Annotated in this window: 15 protein-coding genes; 9 read left to right on the top strand and 6 right to left on the bottom strand. The window is 69.6% G+C overall.

Going from position 1 to position 16418, the window contains the following annotated elements:
• Window position 1: 1 nt before the first annotated feature.
• Both ACRSBM_RS30770 and ACRSBM_RS30765 read right to left on the bottom strand, forming a co-directional pair.
• Window positions 2-1543, bottom strand: coding sequence for an ATP-binding cassette domain-containing protein (locus tag ACRSBM_RS30770; RefSeq protein WP_434448666.1), 1542 nt, complete (start codon window positions 1541-1543; stop codon window positions 2-4).
• Between the two features lie 125 nt (window positions 1544-1668).
• Window positions 1669-2205 (bottom strand): TetR/AcrR family transcriptional regulator, encoded by a 537-nt coding sequence (locus ACRSBM_RS30765; RefSeq protein ID WP_434448664.1) that lies wholly within the window; start codon window positions 2203-2205, stop codon window positions 1669-1671.
• A 70-nt stretch (window positions 2206-2275) separates the two neighbouring features.
• On the opposite strand from ACRSBM_RS30765, the gene ACRSBM_RS30760 reads away from it, so the two are divergent.
• The 6 genes from ACRSBM_RS30760 (at window position 2276) to ACRSBM_RS30735 (ending at window position 8890) form a co-directional block, all read left to right on the top strand.
• Window positions 2276-3349 carry an FAD-dependent monooxygenase gene (locus ACRSBM_RS30760; protein ID WP_434448662.1) on the top strand — a complete coding sequence of 358 codons (1074 nt, stop codon included), beginning with the start codon at window positions 2276-2278 and terminating at the stop codon, window positions 3347-3349.
• A gap of 182 nt (window positions 3350-3531) precedes the next feature.
• The gene (locus ACRSBM_RS30755) at window positions 3532-4707 is read left to right on the top strand and encodes a nitric oxide synthase oxygenase (protein WP_434448660.1); all 1176 of its coding nucleotides are present in this window, start codon (window positions 3532-3534) and stop codon (window positions 4705-4707) included.
• 4 nt (window positions 4708-4711) lie between these two features.
• Entirely contained in the window at window positions 4712-5782 is a 1071-nt protein-coding gene (locus ACRSBM_RS30750) for an APC family permease (RefSeq protein WP_434448658.1), read from the top strand.
• A 392-nt stretch (window positions 5783-6174) separates the two neighbouring features.
• On the top strand, window positions 6175-7272 hold the full coding sequence (locus ACRSBM_RS30745) for an NAD(P) transhydrogenase subunit alpha (RefSeq protein ID WP_434448656.1): 1098 nt from the start codon (window positions 6175-6177) through the stop codon (window positions 7270-7272).
• Window positions 7269-7535: an NAD(P) transhydrogenase subunit alpha gene (locus ACRSBM_RS30740; protein ID WP_045309221.1), complete on the top strand. Its 267-nt coding sequence runs from the start codon at window positions 7269-7271 to the stop codon at window positions 7533-7535. Before ACRSBM_RS30745 ends, ACRSBM_RS30740 begins: the two co-directional genes overlap by 4 nt.
• Window positions 7532-8890: an NAD(P)(+) transhydrogenase (Re/Si-specific) subunit beta gene (locus ACRSBM_RS30735; protein ID WP_434448653.1), complete on the top strand. Its 1359-nt coding sequence runs from the start codon at window positions 7532-7534 to the stop codon at window positions 8888-8890. Before ACRSBM_RS30740 ends, ACRSBM_RS30735 begins: the two co-directional genes overlap by 4 nt.
• Here the strand turns inward: ACRSBM_RS30735 and ACRSBM_RS30730 are convergent.
• The 3 genes from ACRSBM_RS30730 to ACRSBM_RS30720 are packed head-to-tail and all read right to left on the bottom strand — an operon-like array spanning window position 8856 to window position 12770.
• On the bottom strand, window positions 8856-10829 hold the full coding sequence (locus tag ACRSBM_RS30730; RefSeq protein WP_434448651.1) for a diguanylate cyclase domain-containing protein: 1974 nt from the start codon (window positions 10827-10829) through the stop codon (window positions 8856-8858). The two genes, ACRSBM_RS30735 and ACRSBM_RS30730, sit on opposite strands and share 35 nt — an antisense overlap.
• A gap of 55 nt (window positions 10830-10884) precedes the next feature.
• On the bottom strand, window positions 10885-11676 hold the full coding sequence (locus ACRSBM_RS30725; protein WP_434448650.1) for an SAM-dependent methyltransferase: 792 nt from the start codon (window positions 11674-11676) through the stop codon (window positions 10885-10887).
• Between the two features lie 59 nt (window positions 11677-11735).
• Window positions 11736-12770, bottom strand: coding sequence for an MFS transporter (locus ACRSBM_RS30720; RefSeq protein WP_434448649.1), 1035 nt, complete (start codon window positions 12768-12770; stop codon window positions 11736-11738).
• A 111-nt stretch (window positions 12771-12881) separates the two neighbouring features.
• Here ACRSBM_RS30720 and ACRSBM_RS30715 point away from each other — a divergent pair, with 111 nt between their 5' ends.
• From ACRSBM_RS30715 to crcB, 3 genes are read left to right on the top strand one after another with little or no spacing between them, the layout of a single operon-like run.
• Window positions 12882-13325 carry a MarR family winged helix-turn-helix transcriptional regulator gene (locus tag ACRSBM_RS30715; protein WP_434448647.1) on the top strand — a complete coding sequence of 148 codons (444 nt, stop codon included), beginning with the start codon at window positions 12882-12884 and terminating at the stop codon, window positions 13323-13325.
• Window positions 13306-13635 (top strand): fluoride efflux transporter FluC, encoded by a 330-nt coding sequence (locus tag ACRSBM_RS30710; RefSeq protein ID WP_434448646.1) that lies wholly within the window; start codon window positions 13306-13308, stop codon window positions 13633-13635. The genes ACRSBM_RS30715 and ACRSBM_RS30710 overlap by 20 nt, the downstream gene beginning before the upstream one ends.
• Window positions 13632-13970: a fluoride efflux transporter CrcB gene (gene crcB, locus ACRSBM_RS30705; protein WP_434448644.1), complete on the top strand. Its 339-nt coding sequence runs from the start codon at window positions 13632-13634 to the stop codon at window positions 13968-13970. The genes ACRSBM_RS30710 and crcB overlap by 4 nt, the downstream gene beginning before the upstream one ends.
• A 59-nt stretch (window positions 13971-14029) precedes the next feature.
• Here the strand turns inward: crcB and ACRSBM_RS30700 are convergent, their stop codons facing one another.
• The gene (locus ACRSBM_RS30700; protein ID WP_434448642.1) at window positions 14030-16291 is read right to left on the bottom strand and encodes a HelD family protein; all 2262 of its coding nucleotides are present in this window, start codon (window positions 16289-16291) and stop codon (window positions 14030-14032) included.
• Between the last annotated feature and the right edge of the window lie 127 nt (window positions 16292-16418).

The following is a 16418-nucleotide window of genomic DNA, read 5'->3' as shown; positions in this document are numbered from 1 at the left end:
CCTATTTCGAAGGTACAGAAGTTTCATGACTCCGTGAAGGTGATTTGAGGGTCACGGACCGCCACGCACCGAAATCTGTCCGCATCCGCCGGTCGTGGGTCGCGACGGCCACCGCCGCACGGGTCTGGCGGAGCGCTTCCGTCAGTTCGTCGACCAGGGCGATCGACAGGTGGTTGGTCGGTTCGTCGAGCAGCAGCACGTGCGGGCCGCCGCTCAGCAGGAGCGCCAGTTCCAGGCGCCTGCGTTGTCCAGTGGACAGGCGGCCGACCGGTCGCGCGAGGTCTTTTCCGCTCAGCAGACCGAGTTTCTCCACGTGCGAACAGAGCTGTGCCGCGGTGGCGTCCTCGTTCTCGAACGACGACTCCTGCGCGAGGAGCGCGACCCTGCCGACGTGGTGCACCGTGCCGTGAGCAGGCGTGATACGGCCGGCGAGCACGTTGAGCAGCGTCGACTTGCCGGCCCCGTTCGGTCCGGTGATCAGCAGTTTCTCGCCCGCGCTGAGCGAGATCGGCTCGGTGAGGCGCAGCCTTCCGGGTACGTCGAGTGGGGTGGCGTGCAGCAGGTCGCCGCTCGCCTCCAGGTCCGGCGGGGTGAAGCGCAACGGCGGCGGGGGAGCGTCGACGCGGTGGTCGTCGAGCTCTTCCAGCCTGCGCGCGACAGTGCGCATCTTGTTCACCGCGCGGCTGCTGCGCTTGTGCTTGAACGCGCCCTTCGGCGGGCGCCAGGCGTCCCGCAGACGTGACTGGGCCCGTTCCACCTTCTCGGCCAGCTCGTCGTGCTCGGCCTCCTCCTGGGCGAACCGCTGTTCCCAGCGGCGGCGTTCGGCGTGCTTGGCCTCCTTGAACGCCCGGTAGCCGCCGCCGTGCAGGTGCACCTCGCCGTCCGGCGACGGGTCGAGGTCGAGCAACTGGGTGCAGACGTCGTCCAGCAACGTGCGGTCGTGGCTCACCAGCACCACGACGCCGTGGTGCTGCTGGAGGCGTTCGGTCAGGAAGCACAACGCACCCGCGTCGAGGTGGTTGGTCGGTTCGTCGAGCAGCAGGACGTCGGCGCGTTCGGCGAGCAGGCACGCGAGCCTGACCCGGTAGCGTTGCCCCACGCTGAGCCGCCGGAGTTCCACGGACCGGTCGTGGTCGGCGTCGAGGGCCTTGAGCGCGATGTCGGCACGCCGCTCGGCGTCCCAGGCCTCGATGTCCTCGGCGTGGGCCAGGGCCTCGGAGTAGCGCTGCTCGTCGAACGGCTCCGCCGCACTGTCCAGTTCGGACAGTGCTTGGCGGCTTTCGCGCAACGCTTCGGACAGCAGGTCCCCCACCGTTTCGCCCTCGTGGAACGGCATTTCCTGGCGCACCAGGCTCAACGAGCCGTGGCGCGTGACGGTTCCCTGGTCCGGCGCCAGGTCGTCGGCCAGCAGGCGGAGGAGGGTGGTCTTGCCGCGGCCGTTCTCGCCGATGACGCCGAGCCGCTGGCCGGCCGAGACCTTCAGCGAGATGCCGTCGACGACGGGCCCGGCCTCATAGCCCTTGGTGAGATCTTGGGTCGTCAAATGAACATGCGAACGCACGGGAATCCTCTTTTGGGTACGCGAAATCAGGACGTGTTGCGCGGTGGCACACGTCCGTGATCAGAGGTAGAAGACCCCGTACCCGAATCCCATGAAACCCACGGTACCTACGGTCGCAACGCTTTTTCGACGGCGTCGCGCAGGTCCCGCCGGCTCTCCTCGGTGCCCGGCGCGGGCCCGGTCGTGCTGCCGCCGCCGACGAGCCGGTAGAACAGCAGGCCCTCCAGGAACGCCGTGAAGTGCGTGGCGGACCGCTCGGGATCCTCGTGTCCCAACGCCTTCGCGAGCGCGGTGGCCTGCTCGCGCGGGGAGTGGGCGAGGATCGACCTCAGCTCGGGGTGGTGGGTGGCCTCCAGCATCGCGGCGTACCGGGCGAGGGTCCGGTTCCGTTCGACGAGCCAGCTGTCGAGTGTCCTCGCGATGCTGCCCGCGACGTCGTCGGGATCAGGCGCGATGTCCAGTCGTTCCTGGTCCGCGAGCCGTTCCACGAACCCCTCGACCAACGCCTTGCGCGTGCGGAAGTACGCACTCGTCGAGCCCTCGGGCAGACCTGCCCGGCGGTCGACCGCGCGGTGGGTGAGGCCGCGCATGCCCTGCTCGGCCACGAGCTGGATCGCGGCGTCGGTGATCAGGTCTTTGCGCACTGTGGTTCCTGTCTCTCTACAGCCGTAGTCTACAGGTGTAGAGTCCTCTACACCTGTAGAGGAGGACGCCATGAAGGCGATCGTGGTGGGCGGCGGCATCGGCGGACTGGCGGCGGCGGTGTCGTTGCGGCGCGTCGGCTGGGAGGTCGTCGTCTACGAGCGTGCGGCGGCTTTCGGCGAGATCGGGGCCGGCGTCGGCGTGATGCCGAACGCGATGCGCGCGCTGGAGTGGATGGGCGTCGACGACGAGGTTCGGAGGCTCGGCACTCCGCGCGTGTCGGGCGGAGTGCGGTCGTCCGACGGCCGCTGGCTGGTGCACCTGCCCGACGTGGGCCAGGAGAAGGTCGTCGCGATGCACCGCGCCGACCTGCACGCGGTCCTGCTGTGCGCGCTGCCGTCCGGAATCCTCTTCAACAACGTCGAGGTGACCAGCGTTGAGGACCTGGACGCGGACCTCGTGGTGGCGGCGGACGGCATCGGCAGCCGCCTGCGCGCGGAGCTGCTGCCCGACGCGCCGGGACCGGTGTACGCGGGGGCCACGGCGTGGCGAGGGGTGGCGCCGGGGCCCTTCGAGCTGCCCATCACGCAGACACTCGGTCCCGGCGGTGAGGCGGGGATCCTGCCGCTGGGGGACGGCAGGGTCTGCTGGTACCTCGCCGCGGTGGCACCCGCCCAGGCCGAGCTGGACCCGGTGGAGCTGTTCGCGGACTGGCACGACCCGCTGCCGTCGCTCGTCGCTTCGACCGCGAACGTGATCCGGCACGACATCTATGAGCTGCCGTTGCTGCCGACGTTCGTGAAGGGACGGGTGGCGTTGCTCGGCGACGCGGCGCACGCGATGACGCCGTACCTGGGTCAGGGAGCGTGCATGGCGCTGGAGGACGCCGTGACGCTGGCCGCCGTCGATGGCGATCTCGCCCGGTACGACGCTCTGCGTAGGCCGCGCGCGCAGTCGGTGTGGAAGGGGTCGCGGATGGCGGGGCGGGTCGGGATCGAGGTGCGGTCGCCGATCGCGCTCGCGCTGCGCGACCTCGCCTTCCGCGCGTTGCCGGCTTCCTTGGGGATTCGCGGGATGACCCGCTTCACGGCCTGGGACGTGCCTGCTCAAGTTCACTCGAACGGGTCGAATCCACGGGTGAACTGAATCACTGGTCAATGTTTGGTCTCGGCCAGATAACAGTCGAAAACCACTCTTTGTCCCACCTTTCGTCACCCGGTCGCGGTATCAAGTACTCGCTGAGCGTGTCGGACGCGCTCCAGTGATCCAATCGGCGTAGCGCGACAGGCGGTTCCGGCTCCGCGAAAGCGCAACTACGGTGCCTCGCCATGACCCCCGTCCCGACTGATGTGATGCCCCGTTCCCTCACGGCGCTTCCCCCGGCGCAGGTCGAGAAGCTCGGCGAGATCGACATCCCCGAGGCAGAGGACTTCGTCCGCCGGCACCACGCCGAACACCCGGAACTCGGTCCCGTCGAAGCCAGGCTCGCCGAGGTGCACGCGGAGATCGCCGCGACCGGCACCTACCGCCACACGACCGCCGAACTGACCTTCGGCGCCAGGGTGGCCTGGCGCAACAGCTCCCGCTGCATCGGCCGCCTCTACTGGCGCAGCCTGAAGGTGCGCGACCTCCGGGAGACATCGGCCCCCGCCGACGTGGCCCGCGAGTGCGTCGAGCACCTCCGCGTCGCCACGAACAAGGGCAAGATCCGTCCCGTCATCACCGTCTTCGCCCCGGCCGAGCCCGGCATGAACGCCCCGCGGATCCTCAACGAGCAGATCATCCGCTACGCGGCCTACCGCGGCGCCGACGGCGGTGTGCTCGGCGACGCGCGGAACCTGGCGCTGACGGAGCTCGCGCTGAAGCGAGGCTGGCGGCCGCCGGCCACCCGCGGCCCGTTCGACGTGCTGCCGCTGATGGTCACCTGCGCGGGCCACGACCTCGCACTCGTCGACGTCCCTGCCGACGCGGTGCTCGAAGTCCCGTTGTCCCACCCCGACTTCCCGTGGCTGGAGGCGCTCGGCGTCAAGTGGCACGCCGTTCCCGCGATCAGCGACATGCGCCTGCGCATCGGCGGCATCGACTACCCGTCGGCGCCGTTCAACGGCTGGTACATGGGCACCGAGATCGGCGCCCGCAACCTGGCCGACCACGACCGCTACGACCTGCTGCCGTACCTCGCCAGGCGGATGAACCTGGACATGTCGTCGGAGGCGACGTTGTGGCGCGACCGAGCGCTGGTGGAGCTCAACCGCGCCGTCCTGCACTCGTTCGCCCGGGCCGGCGTCACGATCACGGACCACCACACGGAGTCGAAGCGGTTCCTGACGCACCTGGAGAAGGAGGAGGCCGCCGGACGGTCGTGCCCCGCCGACTGGTCGTGGATCGTGCCGCCGGTGTCAGGCGGCCTGACGCCGGTGTACCACCGCTACTACGACTCGGGTGAACTGCTGCCGAACTTCTTCCCCGCCGACAAGCCTTCCGGGTGCCCTGTCGCACACTGACCGGGTGCAGCTCACCCGAAGTCTGACCCTGACCGACGCCGTCTTCGTCGGGCTCGGCTCGATGATCGGCGCGGGCGTTTTCGCGGCGTTCGCCCCGGCCGCGGCGGCGGCCGGGTCCGCCTTGCTCGTCAGCCTCGTCATCGCGGGCGTCGTCGCCTGCTGCAACGCGTTGTCGAGCGCCTGGCTGGCCGCGCGGTACCCGCAGTCCGGCGGCACGTACGTCTACGGCCGCGAACGGCTCGGGCGCGTGTGGGGCGACCTGGCCGGCTGGGCGTTCGTGCTGGGCAAGACGGCGTCGTGTGCGGCGATGGCGTTGACGGTCGGCACCTACGTCGGCGCACCCAAACCCGTTGCGGTGGCGGCGATCGTGGCCTTGACCGTGCTGAACCTGACCGGCGTGCAGAAGTCCGCGCTGGTCACCAGAATCATCGTGATCACCGTGTTGCTCGTGCTCGCGTGCACGGCCGTGACAGCGCGGGACGCGGCGGAGCCGGCGGACTTCCTCCCGACCGGCATCCTTCCCGCCGCCGCGCTCCTGTTCTTCGCGTTCGCCGGCTACGCGCGCATTGCGACCCTCGGAGAGGAGGTCAAGGAACCCCAGCGAACGATCCCTCGTGCCGTGGTCATCTCGTTGGCGATCACGCTGGTCGTCTACGCGGTCGTGGCGGTGACGGCCCTGAACGCCCTGGGCAGTGACCTGGCCGTGAAGACGCTCGCCGACGTGTCACCCACGCTGGCCCCCGTCATCCGGGTCGCGGCGTGCCTGGCCGCCCTGGGTTCGTTGCTGTCACTGCAACTCGGTGTCAGCCGGACCGCGCTGGCGATGGCGCGCGACCGCAGGCTGCCCGGGTTCCTGACCGACCTGCGCGCCGCCGAGATCGCCACCGGCCTGGTCGCCATCGGCTTGGTGCTCACCGTCGACGTCACGCGCGCGATCGTGTTCAGCTCGTTCTGCGTGCTGCTCTACTACGCGATCGCCAACGCCAGCGCGTGGACGCTCGGTAAGCGCGTCGTGCCCGTGGTCGGGCTGGCAGGGTGCCTGACCCTGGCCGGTGCGGTCCTCTGGCAACTTTGAATGCTCCCTGCCCCGTAACGGGCTGCCGGGATTTCCGGCTCAGGCTGCCTGCTCGTCCGGCGGGCGAACAGGTCTTGTGCCGTCAGCGCGGTACACACGCACCGACGACGGCACGGCGGCCAACGCCCGCGACCACACCGGCCTCTCCACGACCCCGCCCGCCAGTTGCAGCGCACCGGCACGCAACCGGAATCCGCGCCGCGTGTAGTTCAGTGTCGGCTCGGCCAGCGACCGCGGGCATCGCGCCTTAGCCGGATACCGTCGCCGGCGCGTTGTGCGCTCGAACCATCCCGGCTCCGTTGGACCACTGACGCCGGAGTCCGAATGCGTCCCGCAGGACATGTCAACTGTGATGTGGCTCAGGTCACCTTTGATCGCGTAACGTGCGTACGGTGAAAGTGGGAACCCCCGCAGAGTCGCGGCCCGCCGAGCGCCGAGTCGCCTGCGTACCGGAAACGGTGTCGTCGTTGGTCGACGCTGGACTGACCGTGCACGTGCAAGAAGGTGCCGGGCGTCATGCCCATGCCCCCGACGCCGCCTACCGGGCGGCCGGGGCCACCGTGACGCCCGAGGACCCGACGCCGGAATCCGACGTCGTGGTGTCCGTGCAACCGTTGACCATCGACCAGGCCTCCCGGCTCAAACCCGGTGCCGTCACGATCAGCTTCCTGCAGCCCGGCGGCGAGCGGGAACTGCTGGAGGTCTACCGCGACCGCCGGGTCACGTCGTTCAGCTTCGACCTGCTGCCCCGCGTGACGCGTGCCCAGAGCGCGGACGCCCTGTCGTCGCAGGCGCTGGTGGCGGGCTACCGGGCCGTGCTGGTCGCCGCCGAACGAATGCCGCGCTTCCTGCCCATGTTCACCACCGCGGCCGGCACCGTGCCGCCCGCCAAGGTGCTCGTGCTGGGCGCCGGTGTCGCGGGCCTGCAGGCGATCGCGACCGCGCGCCGGCTCGGCGCCGTCGTCGAGGCCTACGACGTCCGCAAGGCCGCGGGCGAGGAGGTGCGCAGCCTCGGCGCGAAGTTCGTCGAGCTCGACCTGGAGACCCAGTCGGGCGTCTACGCGTCCGCGCAGTCCGAGGAGTTCCTGGAACGCCAACGAGAACTCATCGGCGAGCACGTGGCGGCGTCCGACATCGTGATCACCACGGCCGCGATTCCCGGCCGCAGGGCTCCGGTGCTCGTGACGACCGACATGCTCAAGGCGATGGCGCCCGGCAGCGTTCTGGTCGACCTGGCCGCGGAGTCCGGCGGCAACTACGCCGGATCCGTCCCTGGCAAGGAGATCTGGGTCGGTGACGTGCTGGTGCACGGCGCGTTGAACCTGCCGTCGTCCATGCCGGTGCACGCGAGCCGCCTGTACTCGCGCAACGTGGTCAACCTGCTCAAGCTGATGATCGTCGACGGGGCGGTGCTGCCGAACCTCGGCGACGAGGTGCTCGACGGCTGCTGTCTCACCCACGACGGTCAGATCCGCAAGGAGTTGCCGTGATCGACCTGCTGACGATCTTCGTGCTGGCCGTGTTCGTGGGCTTCGAGGTGGTCTCGAAGGTGTCCACGATCCTGCACACACCTCTGATGTCCGGCGCGAACGCCATCCACGGCGTGATCCTGGTCGGCGCGATCCTGATCACGGGATCCGCCGAGAGCACGCTGGAGCTGGTTCTCGGGTTGCTCGCGGTCTTCCTGGCCACGGTGAACGTCGTCGGCGGGTTCGTGGTGACCGACCGGATGCTGGAGATGTTCCGGAAATGACGGTCCAGCTGATGTACCTCGTCGCGTCGCTGTGCTTCATCCTGGCGCTGAAGGGTTTGAGCTCGCCCAAGTACGCGCGCTACGGCAACTTCATCGGCGCGTTCGGCATGGTGGTCGCCGTCGTCGCGGCGTACGTGCACGGCGTCGTCCACAACGGACTGTGGATCCTGGTCGCCATGGCACTCGGTGTCGTCGTGGGCATTCCGGCGGCGCGGTCGGTGAGGATGACCGCGATCCCGCAGATGGTGGCGCTGTTCAACGGCGTCGGTGGCGCGGCGGCGGCGCTGGTGGCGCTGGCGGAGTTCTTCGCGGTGCCCGACGGCGGCGTCCTGTTCCGGCTCGCGACGGTGCTGACGGTGCTCATCGGCTCGGTCAGCTTCTCCGGTTCGGTGGTCACGTTCCTCAAGCTGCAGGAGCTGATGACCACGCGGCCGGTGTTGCTGCCGGCGGGCCAGCAGCTGGCGATCGCCGTCGCCGTCTCGTCGGTCGCGTTGTGCGCCTTGACGATGGCGGTGCCGAACGGGTTCCTGCTGTGGCTGCTGGCGGTCGTCGGTCTCGCGCTCGGTGTGTTGTTCGTGCTGCCGGTCGGGGGTGCGGACGTGCCGATCGCGATCTCGTTGCTGAACGCCTTCACCGGCCTCGCGGTGGCCGCGTCCGGGTACGTGCTGGCGAACACGCTGCTGATCGTCGCCGGCACGCTCGTCGGCGCGTCCGGCACGATCCTGACCCGGCTGATGGCGCAGGCGATGGGACGCTCGCTCGCGAACATCCTGTTCGGCGCGTTCAAGGCGACCACCGTTGCCGTGGCTGGGGAAGAGCAGCGCACGGTCAAGTCGGGCACGGTCGAGGACGTCGCGATCCTGCTGGGGTACGCGAACAACGTGGTCGTCGTGCCGGGGTACGGGCTCGCCGTCGCGCAGGCCCAGCACGCCGTGCGCGAGCTCGTGGCGCAGCTCGAACGGCGTGGAGTCACGGTCTCGTACGGAATTCACCCCGTCGCCGGTCGCATGCCGGGGCACATGAACGTGTTGCTGGCCGAGGCGGACGTGCCGTACGAGCAGCTCAAGGAGCTCGACGACGTCAACCCCGGCATCACGTCGGTCGACGTCGCCGTGGTGGTCGGCGCGAACGACGTGGTGAACCCCGGTGCGCGCGACGAGCCGTCGAGCCCGATCTACGGCATGCCGATCTTCGACGTGGACCGCGCGAAGTCCGTGGTGTTCATGAAACGCTCGATGCGGCCGGGCTTCGCCGGCGTGGACAACGAGCTGCTCTACAACCCGAAGACGACGCTGCTGTTCGGTGACGCGAAGGACTCGCTCACGAAGCTCCTGGCTGCGGTGAAGCAGTTGTAGCGAACAGGCCGGTCACCTCGGCCGCGGCCAGGGCGGGCAGCAGCCCGATCACGCCGTCCGCGCCGACGGCTCTCCAGTGGTCCGCGTCGGCGAGGGTGTGCGTCTCGTCGACGCCGAACCGCACGCCGAAGCTGTGCACGGTCGCGACGAGGCCGCGCATCGCCTGGCGCAGCGGGGAGCCGGGGGCCGGCGCGGGCGCGCGGGTGATCACCGAGCGGACCGGCACCTCGGTCAGCACGGCCAGTTCGTCGTGCCCGCCCCGGAACCCGTCGAGCGCCGTGACGATGCCGCTGTCGTGCAGCACCGCCGCGTTGTCGTCACCGGCCAGCACCGACGAGATGTCGAGCGCGATCCGCAGCCGTTCCGGCGGCAGGCCCGTCTCGTCGAGCGCCCGCTTGACGTCGGCCACCAGGTCCTCGTCGCGCGAGTGCAGGGCGCCCAGCGCCACGTGCAGCGTCGGGGCCTGGTCGCCGGACTCCTCGGCCCACCGCGCGGCGTGCGCGCACGCCTCCCGCAGCAGCCACCTGCCGATCGGCAGTGACAGGCCCGTCGAGTCGGCCAGTGTCATGGTGTCGTGGTGGCTCAGCCCGTCCCAGTGCAGGCGGGCGGCGGCGCCGAGCACCTCGCGGGTCTTCAGGTCGTGCACCGGCGCGTAGACGATCTGGATCTCGCCGTGCTCCCACGCGCCCGGCATCGACGCGGCCAGCGCGTACCTGCCGCGGCGGCGGGCGTCGTCGTGCGGGTCGTGCAGGGCCCACTGCCGCTTGCCGCGCGCTTTCGCCTGGCGCAGCGCGGAGTTGGCGCACCGCATCAGTTCGGCGGCCGTCGCGAACGCCGTCGGCCGGTCCACCACGCCGATGCTGGCCGACAGCGCGATGCCGCGATCGTCCACAAAGGCCGGTTCGGCGAGCACCTCCTGGACCTCCTCGACGGTCGAGGTGACGTTGTCCGAGGTCGTCATCAGGGCGAACTCGTCGCCACCGATCCGCGCCAGCACCGCGTTCCGCTCGTGGGCGAGCTTGCCGAGGCGGTTCGCGACGATCTTGAGCAGCTTGTCGCCGGTGTCGTGGCCCAGGCCGTTGTTGACGACCGAGAACGCGTCCAAACCCAGGTGGTACACCGTGATCGGGTCGCCGTCGAGCTGGCGTTCCAGCTGTGTGGTGAAGTGCTGGCGGTTCGACAACCCGGTGAGCGCGTCGTGCAGCAGCTGGTGGTCCAGGTTGCGCTGCAACAGGTGCAGCTCGCTGGTGTCCTCGACCATCGTCACGTGGTGCGTGGGCCGGCCGTCCGCGTCGCGCAGCACCGACACCGCGAGGTGCACCCACACCGGCTCACCGTCCGCGCGGACCAGTTTGCGCTGGTCGCGGAACCCGTCGGCGTGCCCGTCGCGCACCCTGCGGTACGAGGCGCTCAGTGCCGCCAGGTCGTCGGGGTGGAAGAAGTCGGTCAGGTCGCGTTCCTTCAGGCCGGCGCCCGAGTCCAGTCCGACGATCCCGGCGAGCGCGTCGTTCGACTCGACGCACCGGCCGTCGAAGTCCGTGATCGCGATGCCCAGCGCGGCGGAGTCGAACACCTGCTGGAACCGCGCCTGGCTGACCTTGAGCGTGCGCTCGACCCGCTGTTTGGCGCGCACGATCGCGACCTTGATCTGCTCCTGCTGGTCGAACGCGTCGATCCGCATGGCCTGTGCGTACGCGGAGCTCAACCGGGCCAGCACAGGTAGTTCGAAGGTGGGGGAGAGAACCTCGATCGTGGCACGCAACGAGTCCGGGCCGGTTGCGTGCAGTGACACCAACCGCGAGGCAACCGACTCAGGTGACTCCCGCAGCTCCACCAACGAGTCGAGCAGGATCTGCTCGATTTCCGCGTGGGACAGCGGGATGTACGCGGTGGACGTCAGCGCGTGCATCCAGCGGGCGGCGAGCTCTGGAGGTTTCATCCTGTTACAGAGCGTACGGATCTCGTCGCTCAACGGCCACCAGCGACAGGCGGGACTACACCTTCCGGCCCACGGCCGCGTAGATGCCCGCCTTGTCCGGATCGTCGAGGTTCGGGCCGTCCGGCCGCCACAGCGGCAGCGGCACGATGCCGGGCTCGACGAGTTCGAACCCGCCGAAGAACCCCTCGATCTCGTCCTTCGTGCGCGGGAACATCGGGTTCTGGCTCTCCTTCATGACCTCGACGGCGCCGGCCGTCTCCCCGGGCTGCAGGTCCTGGGTGAACTGCGAGAACGCCAGGTGGCTGCCCTCGGGCACGGCGTCGCGGTACGCCGCGACGATCGCCTTGGGACCGGCCTGCGGTGGCACGAAGTGGAAGACGCCCACCGTCAGCAGGCCGACGGGTTGCGAGAAGTCGATGAGCCCGCTCTCCCGCGCCGCCGTCAGCACCGCGGCCGGGTCGGACATGTCCTCCTGGATGATCACGGCACGCGGGTTCTGCTCGAGGATGAGCCGGCTGTGCGCGACCGCGACCTCCTCGAAGTCCACATAGACGACGTGGGCGTCCGGGGCGGCCTTCTGGGCGATCTCGTGTACGTTGCCGACCGTCGGGATGCCGGAGCCGAGGTCGAGGAACTGCCGGATACCGCTTCCCGCCATGAACAGCACGGCCCGCCGCAGGAACGCCCTGTTCAGCCGCGCGATGGTGCGGGCGTTGGGCTGGGCCCGCAGGAACTTCTTCGCCAGCTCCCGGTCCGCCGCGAAGTTGTGCCCGCCGCCGAGCAGGTAGTCGTAGAGGCGGGCAGCGCTGGGCTTGCGCTGGTCGAGGCCTTCGGGAACCCAGCTCATCTGTCCAGTCACACTTTCTGGCTACCGACGCGGGGCAGGGCGCGATCTTCCCACAGTGATCACTGAAAGGTGCGAATCAGTGCCGTGGCCACGGCGACGCCCAGCGCGGTGCCGAGTCCCCGCGCGACGTTGACCAGCCCGCTCCCGACGCCCGCCGACGCCTCGGGCAGCGCGCTCATCACCCGTTTCGTGCAGGCGGGCGCGATGATCCCGAGACCGATGCCCGCGACGACCAGCTGGAACATTTGCGGCACAGGCAGAAGCAGCGCGATCGCCGCGACCAGCGCACCGGTCCTGACGCTGGACCTGGTGAGCAACGTCGCCGCGACCGCGAACCCCAGCGGCAGCGCCGCGACCGTGAACCCGATCTGTGCCAGGGGTTGCTTCATCGTGAACGGCAGCAACGTCATCGGCGCGAACAACGCGGCGTAGGTGAGCAGCACGCCGGCCAGTCCCGGCAGCACCCTCCAGCTCGGCTTTCCCCTGTCCCGCGCGGTTCTGGTGCGGGGCAGCAGGTAGTGGCCCGCGATCATGGCGACGACGCCGATGGGCACGTTGATCGCGAAAACGGCCTGCCAGCCGAAGTTCTCGGTGAGGTACCCGCCGAGCAACGGCCCCGCAGCCAGCCCGGTCGCCTGCGCCGCGGCCTGGATGCCGAGCGCCTTGCGCCGCTGCCCTGGCGCGACCGCGGTGGTGACCAGCGCGACGCTGTTGGCCTGCAACATCGCGGCACCGACGGCCTGAGCCACGCGGGCCGCGATGAGCGCGTCGAACCCCGGCGCGTACATGCACGCGATGGACGCGCCGGTGAACAGCGCGAAACCGTAGATGTAGACGATCTTGCGGCCGACGACGTCCGCGATCCTGCCCATGGGGACGAGCAACGCCACCAGGGTGATCAGGTAGCTCAGCGAGATCCACTCGGGGTTCGCCTGGAAGTGCTCGCTCATCGCGGGGAACGCCAGCGTGACGATCGAGGCGTCGAGCTGCCCCATGAACGCGCCGAAGCAGACCGTCGCGATCACCAGCCACGGCGCGTACGACCGGCGCGTGATCCATGCCGGTCTGGGTGACTCCGTGACGAACCAGTTCATCGTACCCAGATTATATCCGACACAGAGCTATTGCCGTGCGGCCGCACCCGGTTCGCGCCCTCGTCGGCGACGAGCAGGGGTGGGGACTGGGAGGTTGACTAAGATTTCCGCATGTCAGACGAAGCCCGCACGCTCACCGACGTCGTCACCCGTCTGCGCCGGGCGTTGCGGACGAGCATCCGGGCCGACTGGCCGTGGGAATCCCTGCCGATGGCGCAGGTAGAGCTGCTGCAGACCCTCGCGGAACGCCCGCCGATGAAGGTCGGCGACCTCGCCGCCGCGTTGCGGCTCGCCCCCAACACCGTGTCGGGACTGGTGTCCCAGCTGATCGACTCGGGCCTCGTCGTGCGCGGCGGAGACCCCAAGGACAGGCGGGTAGCCCGGCTATCCGTCTCACCCCGTGGACACGAACAGCTGCTCGTCTGGCAGCGCGAGCACGAGAAGCGGATCGGTGCCGCGCTGGGCAAGCTGGAGACCTCCGAACGGGAGGACGTCGTGCGCGCCCTGAAGGCCCTGGACCACCTGGTCGAGCACCTTGCCGAACCCACCGCCTGACCGTCCGCTGGCCTTCGTCTCGCTGGTGTCGCTGGGCGGTGGCCTCGGCGGCGTGGCGCGCTACGGCCTGTCGGTGTTCGTGCCGGGGGCGTGGGGGCTGTTCGTCATCAACGTGCTGGGGTCGTTCCTGATCGGCGTGCTGATGGGGTTGGTGCCGCGGCCGTTGGTGCGGGCCTTCTTCGGCGTCGGGCTGCTGGGCGGTTTCACGACCTTCTCGTCGTACGCGGTGTCGTGGTCGTGGGCCGCGCTGGTGGCGACGCCCGTTTGCGCTGTGCTGGCAGCGTTTCTGGGATTGCGGGTCACGCGATGACCCTCGTCGCGGTGTTCCTCGGCGCCGCGCTCGGGGCTCCGGTGCGGTATCTGCTCGACCGGCTCGTGTCGGCGCGCAATCCGTCGGATTTCCCTTGGGGGACTTTGACGGTGAACGTCCTCGGGTGCTTCCTGATCGGGTTCGTGGCGGGGACCTCGTGGATGCCGCTGCTCGGGATCGGGTTCTGCGGTGGGCTCACGACGTACTCGACGTTCAGCTACGAGACGGTGAAGCTGCTGGAGGCGGAGAAGTACCGGCTGGCCCTGGCGAACGTGGTGGTCAGCGTGGCGCTGGGAGTCAGTGCGGCGGCTCTGGGACTGGCGCTGGCGCGCTGATTCCGGACGCCGACGAAGACCTCCTGCGCGGAACCCGCGCAGGAGGTACCTCCGGAGGATCAGTCCTTCAGGCGGGACAACATGTCGGGCAGCGTTCCCGCGTGCACGACGCCGAGCCGTTGGGTGGCACGGGTGAGCGCCACGTACAGGTCGGACGCGCCGCGCGGCGACTCGGCGAGGATTCCCTCCGGGTCGACCACGACCACCGAGTCGAACTCCAGGCCCTTCGCGTCGGTCACGCCGAGCACGACGACCTGCGCCTCCTCCAGCTCGTTGCCCACCGAGGAGCCGGGAACCGACGCCGACACGGCGGAACCGACGGACGGCAGCAGGGCGGCCGGCACGATCACCGCGATCTTGCCGTCGCCGACGGCGGCGACCTCGCGGGAGATCAGGGCCGGCACCTCGGAGGCGAACGACGGCACCGCGGCGACCCAGGGCGCCACACCGGTGTCCCGCACGGACGTCGGGGGCACCAGGGCGGGGTCCACCGAGGCGAGCACGTCCGCGGCGACCTCCATGATCTCGGCGGGCGTGCGGTAGTTGACCGTCAGCTCGGTCAGGCGCCAGCGGTTCTGCACGTACGGCGACAGCACGGAACCCCACGAGGTGGCGCCGCCGATGTCGCCGGTCTGCGCGATGTCGCCGACCACCGTCATGGACTTGCTGGGGCAGCGGCGCATCAGCGTGCGCCACGCCATCGCCGAGAGCTCCTGCGCCTCGTCCACGATGACGTGGCCGAAGGTCCAGGTGCGGTCGGCGGCGGCGCGTTCGGCCGCGGTCTCGTAGCGGTCGACGCCGTGGCGCTCGGCCAGGCGGTACGCGTCCATCAGGTCGGTGGCCATCAGGATGTCGGGGTCCGCGTCGTCCTCGAGGTCGAGGATGTCGAGAACTCCCTGGGCGTACTCGATGGCCTGGCGGCGCTGGCGTTCGGCGCGGGCCTTGGCCTCCGTGTCGTCCTCGCCGAGCAGTTCGGCGGCCTCGTCGAGCAACGGGACGTCCGCCGGCGTCCAGTCGTCACCGACGCGCTGCAGCAGATCGCGTTCCTCGCGGGTGAACTTCGACATCGCCCGGTTGCGGCGCTTCGGGTTCGCGTAGAGCTCCGAGAGCAACGAGAACGGCGTCAGCACCGGCCACAGCGACGAGATCGCGGCCTGCACCTCCTCGGACTCGCGCAGCTCGCGGCGGATGTCGTCGATGTCGGCCTTGTCGAGCAGGTGACCGCCCAGCCGGTTGACCACCATGCCCGACAGCGTCGAGATGATCTCGCGGGCGAACGTGCGGCGCGCCTCGTTGTGCGGCCGGCGGGTCCGGCGCGCCCTGCCCCGTGCCTCGGAGATCGCGCGACGGTCCAGGCGCAGCACGTCGTTGTCGAAGCGGATCTCGACGAACGGCGGCGCCTCCTGGCGGTCGCGCACAGCCGCGGCGATCACGTCGGCCATCTGGAGACGGCCCTTCACCGCCGCCGCCTCCGGCGATTCGCGACCGGTCGCCGTCAGGCCGGGGTAGAGCTCGCCGACCGTGGACAGCAGGACGCCCGTCTCACCCAGGGACGGGAGGACCTGACTGATGTACCGCAGGAACGTCGTGTTCGGGCCGACGACGAGGACACCGCGTTTCGCCAGCTGCCGACGGTGTGTATACAACAGGTATGCGGCTCGGTGCAGGGCCACCGCGGTCTTGCCGGTACCGGGCCCGCCCTGCACGACGACGACGCCGTTGAGCTCGGACCGGATGATGATGTCCTGCTCGGCCTGGATCGTCGCGACGATGTCGCTCATCTGGCCGGTGCGCGAGGCGTTCAACGCGGCCAGCAGCGTCGCCTCGCCGGTGAGGCCCTCGTTGCGCGACGGCTCGACCGAGTTGATGTCGAGCACCTCGTCGTCGAGGCCGATCACCTTGCGCGAACGGGTCCGCAGGTGCCTGCGCCGCCGCACGCCGTCGGGGGAGGCGGCGGTGGCGAGGTAGAACGGCCTGGCGGCGGGCGCGCGCCAGTCCATCAGCAGCGGCTCGTATTCCTTGTCCTCGTCGAAGAGACCGATTCGGCCGATGTAGAAGCGGTCACCGTTGTGGAAATCGAGCCGGCCGAACGCGAGGCCGTTCTCGACCGCGCTGTACTGAGCCAATTGATCGGTGTACATCGCGACGGAGGTGTCGCGCTCGGACCGCATCTGGTGCGTGCCGCCGGTTTGTCGCAACGATTGTGCGAGTCGTTTCGACGTCTGTTCGCGGAGGTCGTCGAGCCGGCCGTACAACATGGCCACGTATTCCTGCTCCGGCTCCATTTCGGCGAGCTGGAGGTCATCGGAGGGGCTTGACAACTTGCCTCTTTTCTCGATACTGTGCGACGTCAGGTTTTATCCTGAATCGACCATTCCTGCCCGCGCCGGGTCGCGTGAGCGCAGACTGTCTAATCTACACGCATAGCAGCGCGATGCAGGTACGCCT

This window comes from Lentzea xerophila, assembly GCF_051094245.1.
GTDB lineage: Bacteria > Actinomycetota > Actinomycetes > Mycobacteriales > Pseudonocardiaceae > Lentzea > Lentzea xerophila.
Note: the sequence above shows the minus strand (reverse complement) of the source record. Positions and strands in the feature narration are given on the sequence as shown.

Excerpts from the sequence above, each read along its gene's own strand:
- ACRSBM_RS30760 (WP_434448662.1), top strand. The coding sequence starts at position 2,276 with ATGAAGGCGATCGTGGTGGGCGGCGGCATCGGCGGACTGGCGGCGGCG.
- ACRSBM_RS30755 (WP_434448660.1), top strand. The coding sequence starts at position 3,532 with ATGACCCCCGTCCCGACTGATGTGATGCCCCGTTCCCTCACGGCGCTT.
- ACRSBM_RS30735 (WP_434448653.1), top strand. The coding sequence starts at position 7,532 with ATGACGGTCCAGCTGATGTACCTCGTCGCGTCGCTGTGCTTCATCCTG.
- ACRSBM_RS30730 (WP_434448651.1), bottom strand. The coding sequence starts at position 10,829 with ATGAAACCTCCAGAGCTCGCCGCCCGCTGGATGCACGCGCTGACGTCC.
- ACRSBM_RS30725 (WP_434448650.1), bottom strand. The coding sequence starts at position 11,676 with ATGAGCTGGGTTCCCGAAGGCCTCGACCAGCGCAAGCCCAGCGCTGCC.
- ACRSBM_RS30720 (WP_434448649.1), bottom strand. The coding sequence starts at position 12,770 with ATGAACTGGTTCGTCACGGAGTCACCCAGACCGGCATGGATCACGCGC.
- ACRSBM_RS30715 (WP_434448647.1), top strand. The coding sequence starts at position 12,882 with ATGTCAGACGAAGCCCGCACGCTCACCGACGTCGTCACCCGTCTGCGC.
- crcB (WP_434448644.1), top strand. The coding sequence starts at position 13,632 with ATGACCCTCGTCGCGGTGTTCCTCGGCGCCGCGCTCGGGGCTCCGGTG.